Below are 23075 nucleotides of genomic sequence, written 5' to 3'. Positions count from 1 at the left end.
GTGCTCCCATGACCGACCAGACGACCGCGGCTGCCCCCTCACCGGCCACCACATCCGCCTCTGCCCCACCCGCCCCCGGCACGCCGGGTGCAGCCGTGGTGGTCGACCACGTCTCGCACACCTACGGTCGCGGCGAGAGCGCCCACCAGGCCATCCGCGACCTCGCCTTCTCGGTGCAGCCGAAGGAGTTCGTCTCGATCGTCGGCCCCTCGGGCGCCGGCAAGACGACGCTCCTGCGCACCCTGGCCGGGCTGCTGCAGCCCAGCGAGGGCGCCGTGTGGGTGAACGGGGTGCGCAGCACCGGCGTGCCCGACGGCATGGCCATGGTGTTCCAGGACTACAGCCGTTCCCTGCTGCCCTGGCTCTCCGTCGAGCGCAACGTGGCGTTCCCGCTCCAGGGTTCGTCGATCTCGAAGGACGAGCGACGGCAGCTCGTCGCCGAGTCGCTCGAGGCTGTGGGGCTGCGGGGCTTCGAGAAGCGCTACCCGTGGCAGCTGTCGGGCGGCATGCAGCAGCGCGTGGCGATCGCCCGGGCGCTGGCGTACCGGCCGAAACTGCTGCTCATGGACGAGCCGTTCGCCTCGGTCGACGCGCAGACCCGTGAGGGGCTCGAAGACCTGGTGCTGCAGATCCGCGACCGGTACCACATGACCATCCTGTTCGTCACTCACGACATCGACGAGAGCGTGTACCTCGCCGACCGCGTGCTCGTGCTGTCGCGACCGCCGGCGACGCTGGTGGAGGACATCCGCATCGAGCTGCCGGAGCCGCGCGACCAGATCACGACGCGGGAGAACCCCGAGTTCATCCAGCTGCGCGGGCACGTGGCCCGCCTCATCCACGGCGGACCAGCGGCGTGAACACACTCGCCGCCCGGGCCGCCGTGCTCACGGAGTTCGAGAGCCCGTTCTTCGTCGGGCAGATCGAGCTGCGGGAGCCCGGCCCCGGGCAGCTCGTCGTGCGCACCACCGAGGCGCCGTTCTGCTCCACCGACTGGATGGGGTGGCGCGGCATGCGCCGCAAGACCCCGCCCGTCGTGCTCGGGCACACGGCCGTCGGCGTGGTGGAGCACCTCGGGCCGGGGGTCGAGGGGCTCACGCCGGGCACCCGCGTGCTCGTCGCCGGCACACCGCAGTGCGGCTCGTGCTTCTACTGCGGCATCGGGCGGCCCGACCAGTGCTCGGTGCTGCTCGACGGCAGCGACCCCGTCGTGGCGAGCCTCGACTCGGGCGGCGGGCGACTCGACGTGCGGGCGGCCGGCCGAGTGGGGGCGTACGCCGACCGGATGCTCGTGGAGCGCATCCAGGTGCATCCGCTTCCCGACGAGCTCCCCGACTCCCTCGCCTGCCTGCTCGGCTGCGGGGTGTCGACCGCGCTCGGCGCCGTGTTCACGATCGCCGACGTGCAGCCCCGGCAGTCCGTCGCGGTGCTCGGGCTCGGGCATCTCGGGCTGTGGGCGGTGCAGGGCGCCCGGCTCGCCGGTGCGGGTCGCATCGTCGCGATCGACGGGCACCCGGGGCGGCGCGCGATCGCCGAGTCCCTCGGCGCCACCGACCTCGTCGACGCGCACCGGGGTGACCCGGTGGCGGCGGTGCAGGCGCTCACCGAGGGCCGGGGAGCCGACGTGGTGATCGAGGCGGCGGGCCCGGCGCTCGCCAGCCGCCAGGCCGTGCTCATGGCGCGGCGGGCGGGCACGGTGGTGCTCACCGGGGTGGCGCACTCGGCGACCGAGGTCGAGCTGCCCCAGCTGCAGCTCACGGTGCACGGCAAGAAGGTGGTCGGCTGCCAGAACGGGCAGATCACGCCCTCCGTCGATCTCCCGCGCTGGACGGGGATGCTCGCCTCCGGCGAGCTCGACGCCTCCCCCTTCGTCACCCGCCGTTACTCCCTCGACGAGATCGACACCGTGGTGCGGCGCTCGCTCGCGCTCGACGACATCACGGGAGTGCTTGTGCCGTGAGGCCCGTTCTGGGCCACACTCGTCGATGTGGGGTACATCGAGCAAGGGGGCAGCATGGGCCGTCGAGGGGTTACGCGAGTCGTGGCGGGAGCCGGGGCGTGGGTGGTGGCGAGTGCGCTGGCGGTGACGCTGGCCGTGCCGGCGGCGGCAGCGTCTGGGCCGACGGCAGCAGCGCCGATGGCAGCAGTGCCGGGGGCAGCGGTGCCGGGGGCAGCGGTGCCGGGGGCGGCTGCGCCGGCGGCTGCCGAGGTGCCCGAGCCGACCGTCGGCCGGATCTCGGGAGCCGACCGCTACGCCACTGCCGTCGAGATCTCCCGCGCCGCCTACCCTGACGGCGCCGAGGTCGCCTACGTCGTCACCGGGGAATCGGCGCCCGACGCACTGTCGGCCGGTCCGGCCGCCGCAGTCGCCGGCGGCCCGCTGCTGCTCACCCGTTCGGGCTCGCTGCCGGCCGAGGTCGCCGACGAGCTCGACCGCCTCGACGTGCAGCGTATCGTCGCGGTGGGCGGGCCCGCGTCGGTCTCCGACGGCGTGCTCGCGTCGCTGCGCGACATCACCGCTGAGGTCAGCCGGGTCGTCGGCCCCGATCGCTACGCCACCTCGCGCGCGGTCGCGGCATCGCCGGTGTTCGCCGGCGGATCGTCGGTCGCCTATCTCGCCACCGGCCGTGACTTCCCCGACGCGTTGAGCGCGGGTGCAGCGGCGGGGTCGCGCGAGGCGCCGGTCGTGCTGCTCGACGGCCTGGCCCCCGCCGTCGATGAGGCGACGCGCGACGTGCTCACCAGCCTCGGGGCTGAACGTCTTCTCGTGGCGGGTGGGCCCGCATCCGTCTCCCCCGCCGTGGAGGAGTCGCTCGGCGCCCTCGCGCCCGTTGCCCGACTCGGCGGCGCCGACCGCTACGAGGCATCGGCGGCGATCAACGCCGAGGCGTTCGAGAGCAGCGAGAGCGCGTTCCTCGTCACGGGCGCCGGCTACCCGGATGCTCTGGCCGGCTCCGCCTGGGCCGGTCACCTCGCCGCACCCCTCTACGCCGTGCACGGCGACTGCGTGCCGCGTGCGACGCTGACCGCGCTGGGCGAGCAGGGTGTGACCCGGGTGACACTGATCGGCGGAGTCGCGACCCTCGGCGAGGGTGTCGCGGCGCTCACCCCGTGCGAGCCCGCACCTCAGACCGCACCCGTGCGCGTGCCCGTGTCGTGCGCCGCGGTGCTCGACCAGGCCACGGCAGAGCGTCTCGTGGGTGGCACGGTGGAACAGAAGGACGGTCCACGCTCCGTCGTCAACCCGCTGAACTTCGCCGACGACCGCGCCGGTGCGCTGACCTGCCGGTGGGAGGGTGCGGCGTCGCCGACGACGTCGTTCCCGGCAGCGGCGACGCTGACGATCGTCCCTGAGGTATCGAGCGACGACTACGACGCGACGGCGAATGGGGAATTCTTCGGCGGGTCACCCGTGATACCCGGCTTCAGCGAACTGTCCCGCGAGTACTGCCGGGTGGGGAACACCAGCTCACCCACCTGCGGAATGGTCGAGACCGTCGGAGGCTACGGCGTGCGTCTCATCGTCACACCCGTCGCGGCGGCGGTGAGCGACGAGGCCCTAGCCGCCACCCGAGCTGCCTTCAGGGTCGCGGTCGATGCTGTCGCGGGCGCGGGCGCACCGGGGCCGCTGTGGCAGCCCGAGGGTGCCACGCTGGCGGGTGCCACCGAGTGCGACGGGCTCATCACCGAGAGCCGACTCGGCGAGATCATCGGCGACCCCGGCGTGCGAGAGTTCCGCACCTTTGAGTGGGAGTACTCCCTCGCCTCCTTCCGCAGCAACGCCCAGGTCGGCGGCTTCGGCTGCTCCTGGACGACCGGCACCGACCAGTACTCCGCCACGGTGCTCCCCGGCGGCGCGGGCTACTTCCCCCGGTCCACGCCCATCGGCGGCGGCACCTGGCACCCCGTCTCGGGCTACCCGGGCGAGGCGTACCTCTCCGACTCGGGCGAGCAGGTGAGCGTGCTCGTCGACAACGCCTGGTTCTCCGTGCGCACCCCCTCCGGCGACACCGCATCCCTCCCCGCCTTCACCGCCGAGGTCATCGCCACCGTCCGCGCCGCCGGCTGACCAGCTACCGAACGGTATGAGAATCGCGCGCTAGAGCCCCCCGGAGGCTTCACGGCGTGATTCTCATACCGGTCGTCTCCCGTAGCGAGCTGCGCGGCGAGCGCCTACTGGGCGCGCGACTCCGCGGCGAGGGCCTCGGCGATCTCGGAGAGCACGTCGACCGCGATGGCGAGGCGCTCGTCGTCGGCGGTGGAGAGCGGGGCGAGATGCTCGGCCCACACCCGGCGGTACCCGGCGAGGTTCTGCACCGCCTCGTCGGTGGGGTGCACCCGCACCTCGCGGCCGTCGCCCGCCGCCGAGGCCTTCTCGGCGAGGCCCTTCTCGACCAGGGCGGCGATGCGCGCGCTCGTGTTGCTCTTGTGCTGACCGAAGGCGCGGGCGATCTCGGTCACCGTGATGCCCGGCTCCTCCATGATGATGCGCATGATGTCGGCCTCGGAGCGCGTGATGTGGATGAGTCCCGCGTGCGGCACGGTGACTTCGCGCTGCAGGTAGCGGAACGAGTCGATGACGCGCTGGCCGAGCTCACCGAGGAGCTCCGAACGGGGCGGTGTGCCGGTCATCCGACGAGCATATCCCCGGCTCCGCCGCGATGGCTTGCAGCCTCGCCGAGCGATACATATAGTTATAGTTACTATAATTACCGAGTCCGGCGAGCAGCCGGTACCGCAACGACGCGAATCGGAGAAGCCCCGCATGTCACTCCTGCACGACCCCCCGATCACGAAGAACCCCACCGCCGACGAACTCGTCGAGTACGCGCGGAGCCTCCGCCCGCGCCTGCGCGAACTGCAGGGCGAGCACGCGAAGCTCGGCACCTACTCCGAGGAGATCCACCAGGCCTTCATCGCCGGCCGCCTCTACGACATCCTTCGCCCGAAGCGCTTCGGCGGTCTCGAGCTCGGTCTCGAGACCTACTTCAGGGTCGCGATCGAGATCTCGCGCGGCGACCCCGGCGTGGGCTGGTCGTGGGAGCTCGGCTCGAGCCACGCCTACCAGTTCGCCTCGCACTTCCCCGAGCGCGCCCAGGAGGAGGCCTTCGCCGCCGAGCCCTTCATCTCGGCGTCACGCGCCTTCCCGCAGAAGGCGAGCGTCACGAAGGTCGACGGCGGGTACCGGCTCACCGGTCGCTGGGACTACAACAGCGGATGCACGTTCAGCACCCATTTCATGCCGGTCGCGTTCATCGACCAGCCCGACGGTTCGAAGGTGCCGTACATGTTCATCCTCCCCCGCGAGGACTTCACCATCATCGACGACTGGGGCGAGGGCCGCACCATCGGTCTCCACGCCTCGAGCTCGAACTCGATCGAGATCGACAACGCCTTCGTCGCCTCGTACAACGCCGTGCCGTTCAACTTCAAAGACATCGAGTGGGGCGCCGAAGGCACGCCCGGGTACCAGCTGCACGGCAACCCGCTCTACCTCGGCCGCACCTCCTCCATCTTCATCGCCGGTCTCACCCAGACGATGGTGGGCTGCGCGCTGGCCTGCATGGACGAGTACGAGCGCCTCATGGCGCGTGGCTCGAGCTTCCCGCCCCGCGTGCCGCGCAGTCAGTCGCCCGAGTACCAGCTCTGGTACGGCAAGGTGGTGTCGCTCGCCGAGGCGTCGGCGGCGCTGCTGCTCGCCGCCGTGCGCGAGTTCGAGGAGCTCAACCAGGCCTGGGTCGACGGCGGGCCCGAGTTCACGACGCGCGAAGACGTTCGTGTGCGCGGCCAGATCGTGCAGGCGGCACGCCTCGCCCAGGAGGCCATCGACGTCGCCTTCACCACCGCCGGCACCAGCTCGGCGGCCCTCGCCGGCACGCAGATGGGCAAGTACTACCTCGACGCCGCCATGTACCGCACCCACATCGGCGCCCAGCACGACGTGCTGCTCGCCTCCCTCGGCCGCGTACTCCTCGGCCAGCCCCTCACCATGTGAGAGGCGCCGCGAGAGAACGCGAAGTGCCCCTTCCCGCGAGGTGAAGGGGCACTTTGCGCGTTGTCGACGAAGGTCGGAGGGTTACCGGATGCGCGCGATCCAGTCGAGGATCGGCACGACCGCAGCGTCGGAGTTCTTCTCGAGCATCATCGCGTGGCCGTTGCCGTGCACGCCGGCGTCGCCGAGGTTGAGGAACTCGGCCGAGCCGCCCGCGGCGTTCACGTACTCCACCATGAGCGGAGCCCACGCGGTGAACGGCGAAGTCTCCCCCACCACCACCACCACGGGCAGCCCGTCGAGGGCGGGCAGCCGGTGCGAGCCGGGCGACGCCTCGAGCTCGGCCGGGTCGGTGACCTCGGGCTCGTAGCGCAGCGGGGCCGCGGCGAGCCCCCAGTCGAGGCGAGCGCCGGGGCCGAACTCGTGGAACGGCGGGCCCATCGGCTCGATCGCCACGTGGGCCTTCACCAGCTCGGGCCGCGCATCCGCGACGAGCCAGCCGGTCGGGCCGCCAGCCGAGTGCGTGACCAGCACGGCCGGGCCGATGCGGTCGAGCAGACGGCTGATGCGGTCCTGGTCCATGCGGTGCGACTCGGCGAGGTCGGCGAGCAGGAACCCCATGCCCGCCGTGAGCTGGTCGAGACCGGGGTCGCCGATGCCGCCGCTCCACAGCGACTGGTCGTGACCCGGGATGTCGGTGTCGAACAGGCCCATCGCCATCTCGTAGCTGAACTGGGCACCGGGAGCACCCACCACATCCGGATGCGCCCACGAACGCCCGTGCGCCGGCCGGTCGACGAGATACACCAGGTAGCCGGCGTCGACGAACTTGTCGGCCCAGCCGGGCCGCCCGTCGGGGGTGCCGCGCCAGTCGGTGATCTGCCCGCCGCCGCCGTGCACCAGCACCAGCGGGTAGGGGCGCGTGATCTCCTCGGGCGCCTCCCACTCCACGAACAGCGGGGCGCGCTGCACGGTGCCGCGCTCGCCGGGCACCCGCTCGCCCGCCACCCAGAAGTGGCCGCGACGCGTGGTGCGCAGCGGGTAGCGCTCGAACTCGGTGGGCAGCGCGGCGGGGGTGACGAATACGCCTGCCGCGGCAGGAGCATCCGTCACCGTGGTCGCCGTGCCGGTCGCCGTCTCGGCGCTCATGCGTCGGCCGCGGCGGCGAGCGTCTGGCGCGCGATCATCTGGAACGTCGCGTCGCGCAGCTGCGGGTTGCGGTGACCGGCAGCTTGAGCCATGTCGCGGAAGATGAGCTCGAAGCGCTCGCCCTTCTTCGACGCGGTGGAGCCGATGGTGCGGTAGAGGTCGCGCTCGACGACCTCCCAGGTCTGGATGATGACCTCGCGCCCGATGGCGCCGAGCAACGCGTCGGTGCGGTCGCTGAACGGGGCGACGCCCGCGACGTTGTCGCGCGCGGCGTCCTGCCACATCTCGAGCGCCTTGTAGGTGGCGGCCTCCGCGGTGGCGAGCTTCGCGATGGCGCCGCCGAAGTAGCGCAGGAAGTCGGGGTCTTGACTGCGGGAGACGAAGGGCGGGATCGTCGTCTTGCGGGTGGTCATGAGCGACTCGTACTCGTCGAGCGCCGCGTACGCGCCGCCGAGGGTGAGCACCGCGAGCGCCAGGCCGAACGAGCTCATGTGGCGCGCCGAGTACATCGAGTTGCCGTAGGCGGCCGATCCGGGGCTGTCGCCGTCGAAGCCGTAGTCGATGAGGTTGGCGTCCTCGACCATGAAGCGCTCGGGCAGGAAGGTGCCGTCGAAGCGGATGCTGTTCGAGCCAGAGGAGTTGAGACCGATGGTGGTGCCCCAGTCGTCGAGGATCTCGAAGGTCTCCTTCGGCGCGATGTAGAGGCCCACCCGCGGGCCGCCGTTCTCAGCCTTGCCCGGCAGCATGCACTGGCCGAGGAAGTAGGTCGACCACGGGATGCCCGAGCAGTAGTTGACCACCCCGTCGAGCTGGTAGCCGCCGTCGACCGGGGTCGCCTTCACGGTCGGCGCGTACATCGACGCGGCGCGGAAGTTGCCGCCGTCGTACACCTCTTCGTGGATCTCCGCCGGGAACCAGTTGGCGAACATCAGCGCGTGGTTCGCCGACAGGCAGAAGCTCCAGCCGATGCCCATGTCGGCCCGAGCGATCTCCTGCACGACCTTGAAGAACGTCACCGGGGGCACCTCGAGGCCGCCGTGGGCGCGAGGGATGTACATCAGGTAGAAACCCTCCTCCTCGAAGCGGTGGTGAAGCGCCTCGGGGATGTGGGTGATGCGCTGCCCCTCGGCCGAGTAGGAGATGATCTCGTCCCGCATCCCGCGGGCGGCGGAGACCAGTCTCTCCTCGAGAGCCTGCGGATCGAGGGCCAGCAATTCGTCGTGGCTGTGCGCCGGCGACGGCGCGGGGGCAACACCGGCCACCTGGGTCGAAGTCATCGTGCGTTCCTTTCGTCGTTGAGAGGTTGTTGCAAGGGGCACCCGGGAGGGGGGTGTCGGGTCAGGTGATCGACCAACCACGGTCGACGTAGAGGTTCACGGCCGAGACGCCGCGGTTGCGCAGCAGGAACTGCGTCGCGTCGACGACGTCGGCCATGGTGGCGAGCTTCCCGCCCGGGGTGCGGCTCTCGTAGCCGTCGAGAACGCCCTCGGGCTTGTTCGCCCAGAACGGGCTGTCGCCGATGATGCCCGGGTGGAGGGCGTTCACGCGGATGGGCGCGAGCTCGAGGGCGAGGGTGTTGATGAGGCCGGTCACGCCGCCGTTGATCGACGAGACGGTGGTTGAGCCCGGGTACGGGAGGTCTTTCGCGCGGCCGCCGAACAGCACGATGCCGGTGTCGACGCTCGGGTCGAGCCGGTCGAGCAGAGCGTGCACGGTCTCGGCGTAGCCGACGAGCTTGAGGGTCACCAGTCGGATGGCCCGCTCGATGTCGTAGTCGCGGATGGTGTTCGCGTCGCGCTCAATCGCGGCGAGCACCAGCCCGTGCACCTGGCCGATCGACTCGAGCTGGCCGGCGATGGTGCGGGGTTCCGAGATGTCGAGGGCGACGCCTGAGGCCGCCGGGCCGAGCGAGGCGGCGATCTCCTCGGTGCGCGCCTGGTCGCGGCCCGTGATGACGACACGGTCTCCGCGCTCGATGCTGTCCTTGGCGATCTCCAAGCCGATACCGGAGGTGCCTCCGACGACGACGATGGTCTTTTCGCTCACTGCTTCCCAGCCCTTCTCGGCGCATCTTCACGCCCGGTGGTTTTAGATAGTATAACCATTTCTGGCCTCGACATTGTCCGACAATACAGCCAGTAATACTGGACAATGTGTGAAGCGCCGCTTAATCTGAGCGCACGAGTGAAACGCAAGTCAAGGAGGATGAGCGACCACAATGTCCGACACCCTGAAGCCGCAACCCGGCCAGCCCATCGTGTTCCGCAACGGCATCGTCTTGACGATGGACGACGCGCACACGGTGATCCCGAAGGGCGACGTTCTCGTCGTCGACGGGAAGATCGCCGAGGTGGGCGTCGACCTCAGCGCGCCGGAGGGCGCCTTCGAGATCGACGCGTCCGGAGGCATCCTCATGCCCGGCATGATCGACACGCACCGCCACATGTGGCAGACCGCCATGCGCGGCTACGGCGCAGACTGGACCCTCACCCAGTACTTCGTCTGGTACTACCTCGAGCACGGCATGAAGTTCCGCCCGCAGGACGTCGCGGCGGGCAACCTCATCTCGGCGCTCGACGCCGTGGAGTCGGGCGTCACCACGAGCGTGGACTGGTCGCACGGCCTCCGCACCCCCGAGCACGGCGAGGCGGCCCTCGAGGCGCTCGCCTCCTCGCCCGGCCGGTTCGTGCTCGCCTACGGCAACCTCGCCGCCGCCCCGTGGGAGTGGACGCAAGACCCCGAGGTGCGCCGCCTGGTCGAGCGCGCCCGCGACGACTCGCGTCTGTTCGGCGCACAGCTCGCCTTCGACGTGCCGGCCGCCGAGGAGTCATTCCCCGAGCGCGCCGCCTTCGAGGCAGCGCGCGAGCTCGGTGTGGGTGTCACCACCCACGCGGGTGTGTGGGGTGCGACGAACGACACCGGCATCCGTCGTATGTACGAGAACAAGGTGATGGACCCGGGCACCGTCTACGTGCACGCCGCCACCCTGAACGACGAGTCGTACCAGATGATCGCCGGCACCGGCGGCACGGTGTCGCTCTCGACCGAGAGCGAGCAGACCTGCGGCCAGGGCTACCCGCCCGCGCACGCGCTCCGCCGCTTCGGCATCCAGGGCTCGCTGTCGGTCGACACCAGCGTGTGGTTCAGCGCCGACATGTTCTCGGCGATGCGCTCCACCATCGGTGCCGACCGTTCGCTCGAGCACCTGCACGCGCACGAGAAGAACGAGACCATCACCCACGCCATGCTGCGCGTGGAGGACGTCGTCGACTGGGCGACCCGCGGCGGCGCCAAGGCGCTCGGCAAGTTCGACCAGGTGGGCAGCCTCGAGGCGGGCAAGCTCGCCGACATCGTGCTCATCAAGAACGACGACTCCCCCACCATGACGCCGATCGTGAACCCCTACGGCCACGTCGTGTACCAGGCCGGCCGCGGCGACGTGCACACGGTGCTGGTGGGCGGCGAGGCCGTGAAGTTCGACGGCAAGCTGACCGGCGGGCACCTGCCCGACGTGCGCGCGAAGCTCGAGGACACGGTCTCGTACCTGCAGTCGGAGCTCGGCGACGCCACCTGGAAGGCGGGGATGAACCCCGAGATCCCCGAGGTCGAGATCCTCTCGAACCCCTACCAGTACCTCAAGGAGGACGCGGGGCACAGCCACTAGGCGCCCTTCGGCTTCACGATTCAGTCGCGGCCCGGTTCGGCCCCGTCACACGACGGGGCGACCGGGCCGTGGTGCGTTCCCTGACGGCTGCCGCAGCCGTGCCCTCAGTCGCAGAGGCTCGCGGTGGCGATGGCCAGGGCGCCGTTCGCCGAGGGGGCCAGCTGGGGCGAGGCGGTGGCGACGGCCTCGCCGACGGCGGCGCCGCATCCGTCCGCTCCGCGGTAGTCCTCGGCGGCGGCGAGCGCCGGCACCAGTTCGGTGGTGATGCGGTCGAGCACAGGGCGTACCTGGGTGGCCAGGTCGGGCGCCTCGGTGGGCGCCGGTGTCTCGCCCGAACGCCACTCGGCGAGCAGCGCCTCCTGCACTGCCTTGCTCGCGGCGATCTGGTCGGCGAAGACGTCGCGCACGTACGCGGGGTCGGCCCCCGCCGCGGTCGCCGCGTCTCCCGCCGCCTGCAGCACGGCCTGCTCGCGGGCTTCGTCGGTGACGGGCTGACCGCTGAAGAACTTCGACGCCGCCACGTCGGGGGCGGCGTTGAGGCGCTCGACGAGGAGCGTGAGCACGGGGTCGAAGGCGGCGGAGGGGATGGCGTCGGCCGTAGGGGTCGGGGCGGTGGTGGGAGCGGGGGTCGACGCACTCGTCGCCGGGCTCGGGCCGGTGGGCGTGCAGCCCGCGAGCGCCGCCAGCACGAGCACCGCCGCGGGCGCGACTGCGCGCAGACGGCGAACGGATGCGGCAGTGGGCTGTGTCGTCTCGGTCACGCCGTCAGACTAGCGGCCCCGTCATCCGCCCGCGGCCAGGTGCTCGCGCAGCGCGTCGAGCACCGGCAGCTGACCCGCGACGAGCTTCTCGGCAGCGACCTCGAGGGTGAACCACTCGAGGCGGTCGATCTCGGGGAAGCTCTGCATCCGGCCCGAGCGCGGTGGCCACTCGAGCTCGAAGACACTTCCGCCCTCGAGCGGAGGCAGCTCATCGATCTCGACGACGAACACCGTCACCCGCTTGCCCGACGGCTGCCGGAACTCGCCCAGCCGCTGGAGCCCCGCGCCCGCCCCGGACCAGGCGTCGGCCCCGGCCACCGAACCGGCGCCGGCCACCGAACCGGCGCCTGCGCTTGCCCCGGCCCCGGCCCCGGCCCCGGGCAGAGGGTGCCCGGTCTCCTCCTCGAACTCCCGCAGCGCCGCGTCGAGCTCAGACTCCCCCTCCTCGACGAGCCCCTTCACCACCGACCAGCCGCGCGCATCCTTCTTCGCCCAGTACGGCCCACCCATGTGCCCGAGGAACACCTCGACGCCGATCCCACCGATCCCACCGATCCCGTCCCCGTCGCCGCCCCCACGCCGGCGATACGGCAGGATGCCCGCGCTCCGCTCGGGCACCTCAGCCCTCCCCGCCCGGCCGAGATGGTTCAGAACGACACCATTCCGGGTGACCGAGCCGTAGAGGGCGTCGGTTCTCGCCAAACGTGCGCTTCTGAACCGCCACCGTCAGCCCTCCCCGTCGAATCGCGTCGAGGCGAGCCGGTGCAGCAGCAGCGCGACGTCGAGTCGGGTGCGGCCGAGAGGTGTCAGCGGGTCGAAGCCGAGCAGGGCCGGCAGTTCGTGCACCCGCGCGCCCATCGTGGAGTGATGCACCCCGGCCCGCGCCGCCAGCGCACGGCGGCTCGCCCCCGCGGCGAGATCGCGCAGCAGCGGCTCGCTCCAGTGGGTGGCGAGCGCGCGGTCGAGCGCGGCGACGTCGGGGTGCGGGGCGGCACGCTGATCCTCCGCCTCGGCGAGGCCGAGCAGCGGGCCGAGCGACTCGGCCCAGACCACCGGACGCTCCTCCTCCGCGAGCCGCAACGCCACCAGAGCCGAGCGCCACGACTGCCGCACCTCCTCGGGCGTCCGCGCGGGCACCCCCACCCCGGCCCGCTCGGCCGTGGCGGGGTCGTCGAGGGTGGTGATGACGGCCCGCACGACCCCGAACCGGCTCCCCACCACCGCCTGTGCCGCCGGCCGGGTGACACGCATCACCGCCGGCACCGCGACCGCCCGCACCGCGGCGTGAAGCGCCAGCCCGAGGCGGTCGGCCGCCTCCTGGCGCGCGGCCTCGGTCGAGTCGCCGAGCAGCAGCACCTCGACGGCGCGCCGCGTGGGTGCCGCGGTGTCGAGCCGCTGCGAGAGCACCGACAGCGAGATCGCGAGCCGCTCGAGGATCATCGCGTCGTTCGCGTGCGGCTCCCCGGCCCGCTCGAGCCACACGACGTCGCCGTCGCCGATGGCCACGCCCGGCCAGTCGCCCGGGCCGCCGTCGGCGAGGGCAGCCCCGTCGGCACCGAAGCGACGGCCTTCCGCCCGGCCGGCGGTGAGTCGCCCGACCGGCGCGCCGCTCAGCACCGCGGCCCCGCGGAGCATCCCTTCGGCGCCGACCCGACCGTCGACGAGCCGATCGAAGTACGCGATCACCCTGAGGGTCTCGCTCGCCGCCGGGTCGAGTGCGGCGAGCCTGCCTGCGAGCTCCCTCATCGGCACTCCTTCGTCGAGGCCTCCACCCTACGCTCGAACGCTCCGCGCCCTCACCCCTCGATCATCCGCGTCAGCCAGGCGTTGCGGGCGGCGACCATGGCGATCGACAGCTGCGCCTGCGGAGCGAGCGCGTCGAAGCCGTGGAACCCGCCGGGCCAGACGTGCAGCTCGCACACCCCGCCTGCCTGCCAGATGCGGCTGGCGTAGTCGACGTCCTCGTCGCGGAACACCTCGGCGCTGCCCACGTCGATGAAGGTCGGCGGCAGCCCCGAGAGGTCGGTGGCGCGCGCCGGCGCGGCGTAGCTCGAGACGGCGTCGGTGTGTCGGCGGTCGCCGAGCAGGGCGTCCCACCCGGTGTCGTTGCTGGTGCGGTCCCACACGCCGATGCCCTGCAGCTGGTGCGAGGAGACCGTCTGGTTGCGGTCGTCGAGCATGGGGTAGATGAGAAGCGACGCCCGCAGTCCGGGGCCGCGACGATCCCGGGCCATCAGCGTGACTCCCGCGGCGAGTCCGCCACCGGCGCTCGCTCCCGCCACGACGAGGCGCGAGGGATCGATGCCCAGCTCGTCGGCGTGCTCGGCCGTCCAGACGAGGCCGGCGTAGCAGTCCTCCACCGGGTACGGGTCGGGGAACTCGGGCGCGAGCCGGTACTCGACCGACACGATGACGGCACCGTGGCTCGCCACGTAGGGCAGAAAGCTCTGCACGCCCCCGAAACGGTCGCCGATGATCATGCCCCCGCCGTGCAGATGGTAGATCCCGGGCCCCGCCGCCGTGGGCACCGCGGGCCGGAAGATCGACACCACGATCTCGTCGCCCTCGTGCCCCGCGATGGTGCGTTCCTCGTGCACCGCCCCCACCGCCGCGATCTGCTCGTCGAGCGTCGGGTCGGCCATCCCCTGCCGGAACAGCGGGATGTGCTCGGGAAGCAGGGTCGGCGGGATCATCTGCCCCACGAACTCCAGCGCGGCGGCCAGCTCGGCGTCGAACGGCGGTGGCGCCGGGTGGTGCGAGCCGGCCGAGCCGCCGGGCGCAGCGGATGCTCCGGATGCGGTGGATGTGTCGGTCTCGATGGTCATCTCGAACTCCCTCGGTCGAACGGGCCGCGACGCTGCGGCTCCCTCCGATCCTCGCGCCCGCCGCCGCGCGGCACCACCGCCGGGTGCGCGACTTCCCGGGCCGGCACCCCGCCAGCTGGCGCGATGGCGCCGGTCGCACCCCGCCGAACCGGTAGAAACTCACGAATGCCCCACTCCCCTGCGCCCGCACCGATAGTGTCGGCTCGACGACGAAGACGGAGCCGAGGGCGACGATGCCCGCGGCCGGGGACTGGGGGACACATGAACGCGATCCGACGCGCGGCGACACTGGGTACGGCGATCGCCCTGGGCGCGGTGATGCTCACCGCCGGCCCGGCGTTCGCGGAGGGGACGAACCCGGCACCTGCGCCCGCGCCTGCCGCATCCGCCGTCACCCTGTCCGAGGCGGCATCCGCCCTCTCCCGCGGCACCACCCACGCCCAGAACCCCTCCGTGCCCGAGGGCACGGCCTGGACGGAGCACTACTTCCCCTCCCCCGTCGCCTCCTCGAACGGAGACGCCGTCACCCTGCACGCCGACGTGCTGCGCCCCGAGGGCCTCGCCCTCGACGCCCGCACCCCGGTCATCATGTCGGTCGGCCCGTACTTCTCGCACTCGGGCATGAACGAAGACACCCACCCCGAGCACACCGGCCCCTCCGCGCGCTTCACCGACCTCATCGTGGGTGCCGGGCTGCCGGCGAAGGGCTATACCTTCGTCTACGTCGACCTGCGCGGCTTCGGCGGCAGCACCGGCTGCATCGACTGGCAGGGCCCGGGCGAGCAGGGCGATGTTGTGGCGGCGGTGGAGTGGGCGGCGAGCCAACCCTGGTCGACCGGCGCCGTCGGCCTCTACGGCAAGTCGTACGACGCCTCCACGGGCCTCGTCGGCATCGACCGGCAGCCCGAGGGCCTCGAGGCCGTCGTGGCCCAGGAGCCCAGCTGGAGCGCCTACGACTATCTCGTCACGAACGACGTCCCCCGCCCGCAGCAGATCCTCAGCCCCCAGTCGTACCTCGGCATCGCGAACCTCCCCGGCGTCGACCGCGCCTACCAGCAGGACGGGTACGACATCGCACCCGACACCGACACCTACCTGACGGCAGCCGCCTACGAGAAAACGCACCCCGAGTGCGCCGAGACCGTGCTCGCCGGCACGAAGGCGACCGACCGTTCCGGTGAGTTCTGGAGCATCCGTGACTTCCCCGCGAACGTGAACGGCTCGACGGTTCCCCTCCTGTTCACGCAGGGGCTCACCGAGCAGAACACCAAGCCCGAGAGCATGCAGGAGTTCCTCACGAACCACGGTGGCGAGCAGCGCGGCTGGCTCGGCCCGTGGGACCACGTGCGCGGCAACGAGAAGGACGCAGAGGGCCGTCTCCAGATGGGGAGGGCCGGATGGTTCGACGAGGTGATGGACTTCTACGACCGGCACCTCGTACAGCACAGCGACAGCATCCTGTCGCGCTTCTTCGTGCAGGACAACTTCGGGCACTGGAGAGTGCAGGATGCGTGGGGCACGACCCCGAAGTCGGTCGCGATCGAGCTGCGGCCGGGCTCCTATCTCGACACCGGCCGGGGCACCGTCGTCGACGACGAACCCGACCCGACCAACCCGAACCCGCTCGTGCAGACGGCGGCACTGGCCGCGGGCGACAGCCCCGGCGCGCCCGGTACCCGTGCCGACGGAGCGGATGCCGGCGGCGGCATCGACGACGCCCCGGCGACGAACGACCAGAAGCTCGGCGTCATCACCGAGTCGCAGGCGCTGCGCACCGACGTGCGCCTCACCGGAACCCCCTCGATCGAGCTGCGCACCGAGGGCACCGGCAACGTCGCGGTGCAGCTGTGGGACGTCGCGCCCGACCGCACAGCGGTCACGATCAACCAGAACGTCGCGAAGCTCTCCACCGACGGGGCCACCCGTTTCACGCTGCTCGGCATGGACTGGACGCTCCTCGCCGGTCACACCCTCGCCGTCAGCTACGACACCATCGACTGGGGCTACTGGAGCCCCACGCCGAGCAACGCCGAGGTGGTCGTCACTCGGGCGACACTCGATGTCGACGTCGAACCCACCGCCACCGACGTCCCCACCGAGGGCGACCGTGCCCCCTTCCTCGACGAGTACATCAAGCGCTTCACCTGGGACGACCCTCTGCCCGTCACCGCGCCCTCGTTCACGCTCTCGGCCTCGACCGGGTCGATCGGCACGAGTGCCGCGTCGGTCGTCGCCGGCGGCACCGTCGAGATCGTCGGTGCGGGGTACGACCCCGGTGCACCGGTGGGGCTCTCCTGGGTCGCGGGTGAGGTCGACGGCGCGGTGGCGGATGCGCAGGGCGCGTTCCGCGCATCCGTCACCGTACCCGCCGGTCTGGAGCCGGGCATCCTGACGCTGACCGCCACGGCGGAGGACGGCAGCGTCTCGTCGCTCGACCTCGAGGTGACGGCAGCGGTCGTGCCCACGCCGACGGCGACCCCGGCGCCCGCACCCACCACGACGCCCGCGCCGGCTCCCGGCGAGCCGGGTGCCGGGTCGGGCGGGTCGCTCGCGGCGACCGGAGCGCCTTTCGGCGCCTTCGGTGCCGGTGCCTCGGTGGCGGTGCTCGCCTCCCTCCTCGGCGCGGCCCTCGTCCTGCTGCGCCGGCGTGCGCCGCGCAGCTGAGACCCCGTCCGGTCGAGTGCGGTTTGGCAGCCGGCCGCCCTCGGGTCGATGATGGGGTGATGCCGTCGTGCGAAGGCGGACACGGCAGCGAGGGGGAACCGTGCCGCTGCTCGAGGTGGGGACGAGACCGCGAGGGCGGCTGAAGGTCTTCGTGCGGGCTCAGCTGCCGCTGCTCGTCGGCACCCTCTTCGTCGCGGGGGTCGCCGCGCTGCCCACCCCGGTGGAGTTCGGATCGCCCCTGCTGCTCGGTGGTCTGGCGATCGTCCTGCTCGCGTCGCTTCTCGTGCTGGTCGTGCCGTGGGAGCGGCTGCCTCCCATCGCGATGATCGGCATTCCGCTCGTCGATGTCGTCGGTGTGGCCTTCATCCGTGCCGAACTCTTCCCCGTCCTGCCGTCGTCGGGCATGCTGACGATCTTCCCGGTGCTGTGGCTGGCGTTCGCCTTCGGCCGGCGCGGTATCGCGGTCGCGGTGCTGTCGACGGTGTTCATCTCGAGCTTCTTCTTCGTGTACCGGCAGAGCTGGCCCGCCGACCTGGTCGACTGGGCGAACGTCGTCACGCTACCCGTGCTGATCGTGGGTGTCGCGCTCGTGGTGAACTTCGCAGCCGCTCAACTGCGGCGCAATCGCGGTCGCCTGGTCGAGGCCAACGAAGCGCTCACCGAGGCGCTCGCACGGTCGCAGGACGAGACGCTGCTGTCGCGGGCCATCCTCGACACGGTCAGCACGGCCGTGGCGTTCTTCGACGGCTCCAACCGGCTGACGCTCTCGAATCAGCAGGCGCGGGACTTCGCGGAGCTCGCCGGCTTCGATCTCGGCGCCGCCGAGTATTCGGGCGACCGGGTGCTGAGCGCCGACCGCACCTCGCCGATCCCGCCCGAGGAGCAGATCGTTCCGCGCGCGCTCCGCGGCGAGACGCTGCTCGAGCACGTGGAGTGGGTGGGGCCGCCCGACCGGCAGCGGGCGATGGTCGCCGCGTCGTCGCGGGTGCATCGCGCCGACGGCGAACTGCTCGGCACCGTGATCGTCGCCTACGACATCACCGAGCTCGCGCACGCGATCGAGATCCGGGAGGAGTTCCTCAGCACGGTGAGCCACGAGCTGCGCACGCCGCTGACGAATGTGACGGGGTACCTGGAGTTGCTCGTTGACGCCCTCGAGGAGCCCGGGCCGCCCGCGACGCCCGGAGCTGTCGACCCGGTCGCACGCGGCTACCTCGACGTGGTGGCGCGCAACGCCGAGCTGCTGCGCACCAGGATCGACGAGCTGCTCGCCGCCACCGAGACGACCTTGCCGCCGGTGAAGCGCCCCACCGATCTCACCGAGCTGCTGCGGGGCGCGGCAACGGCGGCGCGACGCGTCGCCGACGGGAAGAACCAGACGGTCGAGCTGCGGCAGCACACGGAGGAGGAGTGCGTCGTCGAGCTCGACCCCGACCGCATCGGCCGTGCGCTCCGCGAGGTCGTCGACAACGCCGTGAAGTTCAGTGCTCCCGGCACCACCATCGGCATCTCCCACGACTGCTCCGACGGCCGCGCCACGATCTCGGTGAGCGACCAGGGCGTCGGCATGGGCCGAGCCGAGCAGAGCCGCATCTTCGACCGCTTCTACCGCACTCCCTACGCCCGCCGTCAGGCGGTGCAGGGCTTCGGCCTCGGCCTCACCCTGGCCCGCAGCATCGTCGCCTCCCACGACGGCAGCATCTCGGTGCAGAGCGCCCCCGACACGGGCACCACGATGACCATCACGCTCCCCCACACGACCTAGCGCACGACCCCGTCTCGCGCGGGGTCACGCATCCCGGTCGCGTGTGCGCGGGCAACGAAAAAGGCCCTCCGGAGAGGGCCTTCATGTGCTGGGGTACCTGGACTCGAACCAAGAACAACGGTACCAGAAACCGCCGTGTTGCCAATTACACCATACCCCACTGGCCTCTGCCGCAGCGCGGGCCGACGATTACTCTAGCTCATCCTGGCGCTCCCGCCAAAAGCTGGCGACAGTCCGGGCTGTTGGTCGCGCGAAGCGCTTCAAAGAGCGGGAATGAGAGCGGTTCGCGCGACCGAGGTGCCGGCGGCGTGGGGGTCGGCGCGGGCCTCAGGGGCGGGCGGGCTCGACGCGGCGCTTGCGCAGGTGTTCGTAGACCACCGAGGTGCGCACGTCGGCCACCTCGGGGCGCTCGGTGAGGCGATCGATGACGAAGGCGTAGAGGCTGTCGTTGTCGGCGACAGCGACATGGATGAGGAAGTCCTCGGTGCCGGAGGTCACGAACACCCCGATCGTGTCGGGCAGCGCGGCCACCCAGTTGCGGAACCCCTCGATGTTGCGTCTCGACGGCGGCCGGATGCGCACCGCGATCATCGCCTGCACCGGGCGGCCGATCGCAGCGAGGTCGACGTCGAGGCTCGCACCCCTGATGACACCCCGGTCCCGCAGTGCCCGCGTGCGGTCGAGCGCGGTCGTGGGCGACACTCCCACGGCGGCGGCGATGTCGCGATTGGTTCGCCGTGCATCCGCCTGCAATTCGCGGAGGATTGCCGTATCAAGTTCGTCGAGCATCCGCGGTTCGCCTCCTGTCGCGCATTAAGTACGGGCTGTTTGTGGTCGGTTCGACACTATGCCTAGTCTCGTGCCCAGTTCCCGCACGACAGACAAGGAGATCGCGTGTCGATCGATGTTCCCGCCTACAGCCCCGACGAGATCGTCACCGGCGAGTCGACTCGGGCCTCGCGGCTGAAGTGGGTGGTCGTCGTCGACTCCGAGCTGCCTCCGGGGCGCCTCGCGAACGCCGTCGCGTGCGTGGCGGCGGCGACCGGCGACGCCATCGTCGGACTGCTCGGGCCGGGCGGCGACGACGCGGCCGGAGTTCACCACCCGGGGCTCCCCTGGGCCGGCTGCACGGTGCTCGGCGCTTCGGCCGAGCGGATGCGCACCGTGCGCGAGAAGGCGGTGGCCGCCGAGGGGGTGTGGGTCGCCGACATGCCGCTGGCCGCGCAGACTACGCGGGTGTACGACGACTACCTCGCCGCCCTCGGCACGACCGAGGCGGAGTCGCTCGAGGTGTCGGCGCTCAGTCTCGTGGGACCCCGCGCGACGATCGACTCGATCGTGAAGAAGCTGCGGCTGCTCTGACGGCCGATCGGCGGGGCCGCGCAGGCGAATCACAGTGCCACCATGCGGCGGGACAGTCACGGTGCCGGACGGGCTCTCGGCGCCTGTGATGCGGTTCGGTCCGGGGATGTGCGTCGCGCATCCGTCGACGCTCGCGTATGCGCGTCAGCGCCCCTGACGATCGGAGGGGTCGGCCGCGGGCCCGCTCGCCGCCGCACCCGCGCGACGTCGGCGCGAGCCGAGGGCTGCGACGACGGCGGCAGCGACGCCCGCGGCGAGAGCGCCTGCGGCCCAGCCGACGGGCGCGCCGGTGTCGAGTCCGGTGTCGGCGAGGGAGGGCCCGCCGGGCGTCGTCGGCTGCGGCCCACCCGTCGGCACCGGGGTCGGGGTGGGCGTGGGAGCCGGCACGGGCAGGACCGTCGCCGCGCCGCCGACCGAGACCACCGAGACGCCGCCGTCGGCGTTCAGCTGCACGGTGGCGCTCGTGGCCGCGGCGAGGTCGACGCGCTGCCACGAGCCCTCCCCCGTCGGTGTCGTGTCGAGGGCGTAGCCGGAGTCGATCTCGGTCTGCGCGATCACCGAGGCACGCTGCTCGTCGGTGAGCCCGGGGAACGTGGTGAGCAGCAGGTTCTCGGCGCCGGCGGGCACGGCGGGTGCCAGCCCGGTCTCGCCCGGGGGCGCGAAGGCGTAGGTCATGCGCTCCTCGTAGACGGCGACCCCGGAGGCCCGGTCGGTCACGATCTGCGCGGTGCCACCGGGCATGACGGCGCCGTCGTACGGGTCGTTCGTGTAGGGCGAGCCCTCGGCCGCGCAGGCCGCGATGGTGCCGCCGCACCGCTGCTCGAGGTAGCTGCGCAGTTCGACGGTGGCGGGCAGGATCTCGTTCGCCACGAAGTCGGGGCTCGACCAGAGTGCGGCGATGGCGGCGTGCCCGCTGATGCGCCCTCCCATGATGTCGAGCGGCGAGTGCACGCCGAGCACGAGCCTGTCGTTGCCGTTCTCGGAGGCGCGGGCGAGGATCTCGGGCGCGAGTTCTGGCAGCATCGTCGCCAGCGTCACGCCGGCCTGGTAGGCGGTGGTGGTGTGCCCGCTCGGGAAGCTGCCCGAGGTGCACAGCCCCTCGTAGTCGCCGTCGAGCTCGACGTCGTCGGAGGTGAACTCATGAGTGTCGTCGAGCTGCGGTGCGACCTGGACGATGTCGAGATCGCCCTCCGCGTTCGCGTAGGGCTTCCCCACGCGGTTCGCCTGCAACGACGACGCGTTCACTGTCGCCGGGTCGCACGGGCCCGGTTCGGATGCTCCCTGCTGGCTCGGCAGGAACGGTCGCGGAAAGCTGTAGGCCTCCTTGGCCGCCTCCGTCGAGACGAATGCCCCGGCCGAACCGTCGGTGCTCGACAGCAGCGCGCTCGTGAGGGGCAGCGCCCCGCTCTGGCGACCCTCGACGTAGAGCGGACCGAGCACCGACCCGAGCCCCGTGGAGATGGTGATCGACTGGTCGTAGCCGTCGGGGCTCACGCCGTACTGCGCATCCTGCAGGGCGGCGAACTGCTGGGCGGGTGTGGCGTGGGTGTTGATCCAGGAGACCTGCCGGTCGTTGGTCGCCAGCACGACGGGGTCGACGACCTCACCGTGGAGGGGGTAGTCGGGGTCGGGCACCCAGAAGTCGGTGACGCCGTCGAGCAGGGCGACCAGGTCGGGTTGCGGGGGCGGTGGGGCGGCAGCCGGGGCGGTCGCCGGCGCGGCGACGGTCGCGGGTGCGGCGGCGGCTGCCGAGGCCGACCCTGCCCCGGGCGCCGCGGCGAGAACGAGAGAGGCGAGCACGGCCGCCCCGGTGATTCCGGCCTTCGATCGCTTCATCGCGCATCCCCCTACTGGTCGCATCGTCGTCGCGATGCACCGCTCAGAGTAGAGCCCACGGGACTCGGGCGCGACCCCTTGTGCCCGACGGCCCGGGACGGGTCACGTTCGAAACCGCAAGGATTCGTGAGACCAGGGCCGTATGCAGCTCGGTCGTCGAAATATTTGCGGTTTCGAACCGCCACACCCTCCCGTGGGAGCGAAGTGGCTCAGCCGCGCTCCTCGCCGCTCGTCGACGACGGATCGGAGACGGCGCGGAGCGCCCTGCGCACCGTCGCACGCTGCGCGACGACCCGGGCGGTGTCGCCCTCCGCGCTGACGCCGGGGTCGGGAACCGGATCGATCCCGGTCGCCGTGCCGCCCACCACGGTGAGACGAGCGGGCGCGTGCGCCTCGTCACGCCCGCGGCCAAGCGTGGGAACCGCATCCGAACCGTGTTCACGTGCCGTCGTCCGCGCATCCGTTCGCCTCCGCGGGTCGAAGCCGAGGCGGCGGAACAGGCCCGGGTACTCGAGCACGAAGCCGTCGTCGTCGACCTCCAGGTCGCGCACGAAGTCGCTGTCGAGCGACTCGTAGCGGTACACGTTCGGCTCGACGCGGGTGTAGCGCTGCGGATCGGGGGTGACGTGCAACGAGGGCACGTCGATGTACGCGGTCACGATGTCGCGCGACTCCCCCACCTGGAGGTCGAGCCGGCGCACCGGGAGGGTGTTGCTGAACGGCGTGGCGCTGATGTCGACGTCGACCGCGCCGTCGAGGTCGGCGATCGGGTCGCCGTCGTCACCGACCCACCGCGAGTCGGGGGTGACGTGGAGCTCGAGGCTGCGCTGGGTGAGGGTGTCGGCGACGCTCACGGAACGCGTACGCCACCGGGCATCGCACTCGACACGGTAGAAGATCTCGAAGCGCTCGGGTGCGTGGGCGACGACGTGACCGATGGCCGTGCATCCGTTCGCGTCGATCGTGACGGCGACGTCGTCGTGCCCGGTTCCGGATGCGTCGAGCCAGGTGAGACCGCGTGCTCGGTTGTGCATGTGGGGCGGGCTCCTCTCCTGCG

At 71.6% G+C, this 23075-nt stretch carries 19 protein-coding genes and 1 tRNA gene; 8 read left to right on the top strand and 12 right to left on the bottom strand.

Translation table 11 applies throughout. From position 1 onward, the window contains the following. Window positions 1-8 precede the first annotated feature (8 nt). The 3 genes from ABFY20_RS06440 to ABFY20_RS06430 all read left to right on the top strand — a co-directional run bounded on the left by ABFY20_RS06440 (window position 9) and on the right by ABFY20_RS06430 (window position 4069). Window positions 9-860: an ABC transporter ATP-binding protein gene (locus ABFY20_RS06440; RefSeq protein WP_368499115.1), complete on the top strand. Its 852-nt coding sequence runs from the start codon at window positions 9-11 to the stop codon at window positions 858-860. Next, window positions 857-1960 carry a zinc-binding dehydrogenase gene (locus ABFY20_RS06435; RefSeq protein WP_368499114.1) on the top strand — a complete coding sequence of 368 codons (1104 nt, stop codon included), beginning with the start codon at window positions 857-859 and terminating at the stop codon, window positions 1958-1960. The genes ABFY20_RS06440 and ABFY20_RS06435 overlap by 4 nt, the downstream gene beginning before the upstream one ends. Before the next feature lie 81 nt (window positions 1961-2041). Beyond that, on the top strand, window positions 2042-4069 hold the full coding sequence (locus tag ABFY20_RS06430) for a cell wall-binding repeat-containing protein (RefSeq protein ID WP_368499113.1): 2028 nt from the start codon (window positions 2042-2044) through the stop codon (window positions 4067-4069). 104 nt (window positions 4070-4173) lie between these two features. Here ABFY20_RS06430 and ABFY20_RS06425 read toward each other — a convergent pair whose 3' ends face one another. Continuing rightward, window positions 4174-4632: a MarR family transcriptional regulator gene (locus ABFY20_RS06425; RefSeq protein ID WP_171705418.1), complete on the bottom strand. Its 459-nt coding sequence runs from the start codon at window positions 4630-4632 to the stop codon at window positions 4174-4176. Window positions 4633-4765: 133 nt separating this feature from the next. Between ABFY20_RS06425 and ABFY20_RS06420 the strand changes: the two genes are divergently transcribed. Continuing rightward, complete coding sequence (locus ABFY20_RS06420; RefSeq protein WP_368499112.1) at window positions 4766-5995, top strand: hypothetical protein; 1230 nt, start codon at window positions 4766-4768, stop codon at window positions 5993-5995. A gap of 81 nt (window positions 5996-6076) precedes the next feature. Here the strand turns inward: ABFY20_RS06420 and ABFY20_RS06415 are convergent, their stop codons facing one another. The 3 genes from ABFY20_RS06415 to ABFY20_RS06405 all read right to left on the bottom strand — a co-directional run bounded on the left by ABFY20_RS06415 (window position 6077) and on the right by ABFY20_RS06405 (window position 9187). Next, window positions 6077-7141 (bottom strand): alpha/beta fold hydrolase, encoded by a 1065-nt coding sequence (locus tag ABFY20_RS06415; protein WP_368499111.1) that lies wholly within the window; start codon window positions 7139-7141, stop codon window positions 6077-6079. Then, the gene (locus ABFY20_RS06410; RefSeq protein ID WP_368499110.1) at window positions 7138-8418 is read right to left on the bottom strand and encodes an acyl-CoA dehydrogenase family protein; all 1281 of its coding nucleotides are present in this window, start codon (window positions 8416-8418) and stop codon (window positions 7138-7140) included. Before ABFY20_RS06410 ends, ABFY20_RS06415 begins: the two co-directional genes overlap by 4 nt. A 61-nt stretch (window positions 8419-8479) precedes the next feature. Then, complete coding sequence (locus ABFY20_RS06405; protein ID WP_368499109.1) at window positions 8480-9187, bottom strand: SDR family NAD(P)-dependent oxidoreductase; 708 nt, start codon at window positions 9185-9187, stop codon at window positions 8480-8482. Between the two features lie 172 nt (window positions 9188-9359). Here ABFY20_RS06405 and ABFY20_RS06400 point away from each other — a divergent pair, with 172 nt between their 5' ends. Beyond that, entirely contained in the window at window positions 9360-10805 is a 1446-nt protein-coding gene (locus ABFY20_RS06400; RefSeq protein WP_368499108.1) for an amidohydrolase family protein, read from the top strand. A gap of 104 nt (window positions 10806-10909) precedes the next feature. Here ABFY20_RS06400 and aroQ read toward each other — a convergent pair whose 3' ends face one another. From aroQ to ABFY20_RS06380, 4 genes are read right to left on the bottom strand one after another with little or no spacing between them, the layout of a single operon-like run. Further along, the gene (gene aroQ, locus ABFY20_RS06395; RefSeq protein ID WP_368499107.1) at window positions 10910-11566 is read right to left on the bottom strand and encodes a gamma subclass chorismate mutase AroQ; all 657 of its coding nucleotides are present in this window, start codon (window positions 11564-11566) and stop codon (window positions 10910-10912) included. 21 nt (window positions 11567-11587) lie between these two features. Further along, a complete protein-coding gene (locus ABFY20_RS06390; RefSeq protein WP_368499106.1) occupies window positions 11588-12268 on the bottom strand; it encodes an NUDIX domain-containing protein in 681 nt (226 codons plus the stop codon). 24 nt (window positions 12269-12292) lie between these two features. Next, a complete protein-coding gene (locus tag ABFY20_RS06385) occupies window positions 12293-13312 on the bottom strand; it encodes a hypothetical protein (RefSeq protein ID WP_368499105.1) in 1020 nt (339 codons plus the stop codon). A gap of 50 nt (window positions 13313-13362) precedes the next feature. Then, window positions 13363-14391 carry an alpha/beta hydrolase gene (locus ABFY20_RS06380; protein WP_368499104.1) on the bottom strand — a complete coding sequence of 343 codons (1029 nt, stop codon included), beginning with the start codon at window positions 14389-14391 and terminating at the stop codon, window positions 13363-13365. A gap of 261 nt (window positions 14392-14652) precedes the next feature. Between ABFY20_RS06380 and ABFY20_RS06375 the strand changes: the two genes are divergently transcribed. Then, on the top strand, window positions 14653-17055 hold the full coding sequence (locus ABFY20_RS06375) for a CocE/NonD family hydrolase (protein WP_368499103.1): 2403 nt from the start codon (window positions 14653-14655) through the stop codon (window positions 17053-17055). 100 nt (window positions 17056-17155) lie between these two features. After that, a complete protein-coding gene (locus ABFY20_RS06370) occupies window positions 17156-18820 on the top strand; it encodes an ATP-binding protein (RefSeq protein ID WP_368499102.1) in 1665 nt (554 codons plus the stop codon). An 88-nt stretch (window positions 18821-18908) separates the two neighbouring features. Here the strand turns inward: ABFY20_RS06370 and ABFY20_RS06365 are convergent. Further along, window positions 18909-18980, bottom strand: a tRNA-Gln gene (locus ABFY20_RS06365). A gap of 167 nt (window positions 18981-19147) precedes the next feature. Next, on the bottom strand, window positions 19148-19609 hold the full coding sequence (locus tag ABFY20_RS06360) for an Lrp/AsnC family transcriptional regulator (protein ID WP_368499101.1): 462 nt from the start codon (window positions 19607-19609) through the stop codon (window positions 19148-19150). A gap of 105 nt (window positions 19610-19714) precedes the next feature. Here ABFY20_RS06360 and ABFY20_RS06355 point away from each other — a divergent pair, with 105 nt between their 5' ends. Continuing rightward, window positions 19715-20182 carry a DUF2000 domain-containing protein gene (locus ABFY20_RS06355; RefSeq protein WP_368499100.1) on the top strand — a complete coding sequence of 156 codons (468 nt, stop codon included), beginning with the start codon at window positions 19715-19717 and terminating at the stop codon, window positions 20180-20182. A gap of 144 nt (window positions 20183-20326) precedes the next feature. On the opposite strand, the gene ABFY20_RS06350 is transcribed toward ABFY20_RS06355, so the two are convergent. After that, on the bottom strand, window positions 20327-22018 hold the full coding sequence (locus ABFY20_RS06350) for a phosphatase PAP2 family protein (RefSeq protein ID WP_368499099.1): 1692 nt from the start codon (window positions 22016-22018) through the stop codon (window positions 20327-20329). Between the two features lie 209 nt (window positions 22019-22227). Continuing rightward, window positions 22228-23052, bottom strand: coding sequence for a putative glycolipid-binding domain-containing protein (locus ABFY20_RS06345; RefSeq protein ID WP_368499098.1), 825 nt, complete (start codon window positions 23050-23052; stop codon window positions 22228-22230). Window positions 23053-23075: the final 23 nt, after the last annotated feature.

Source organism: Herbiconiux sp. A18JL235 (genome assembly GCF_040939305.1).
GTDB lineage: Bacteria > Actinomycetota > Actinomycetes > Actinomycetales > Microbacteriaceae > Herbiconiux.
The sequence above is the reverse complement of the archived record's forward strand: the minus strand, read 5'-3'. Positions and strand labels throughout refer to the sequence as shown.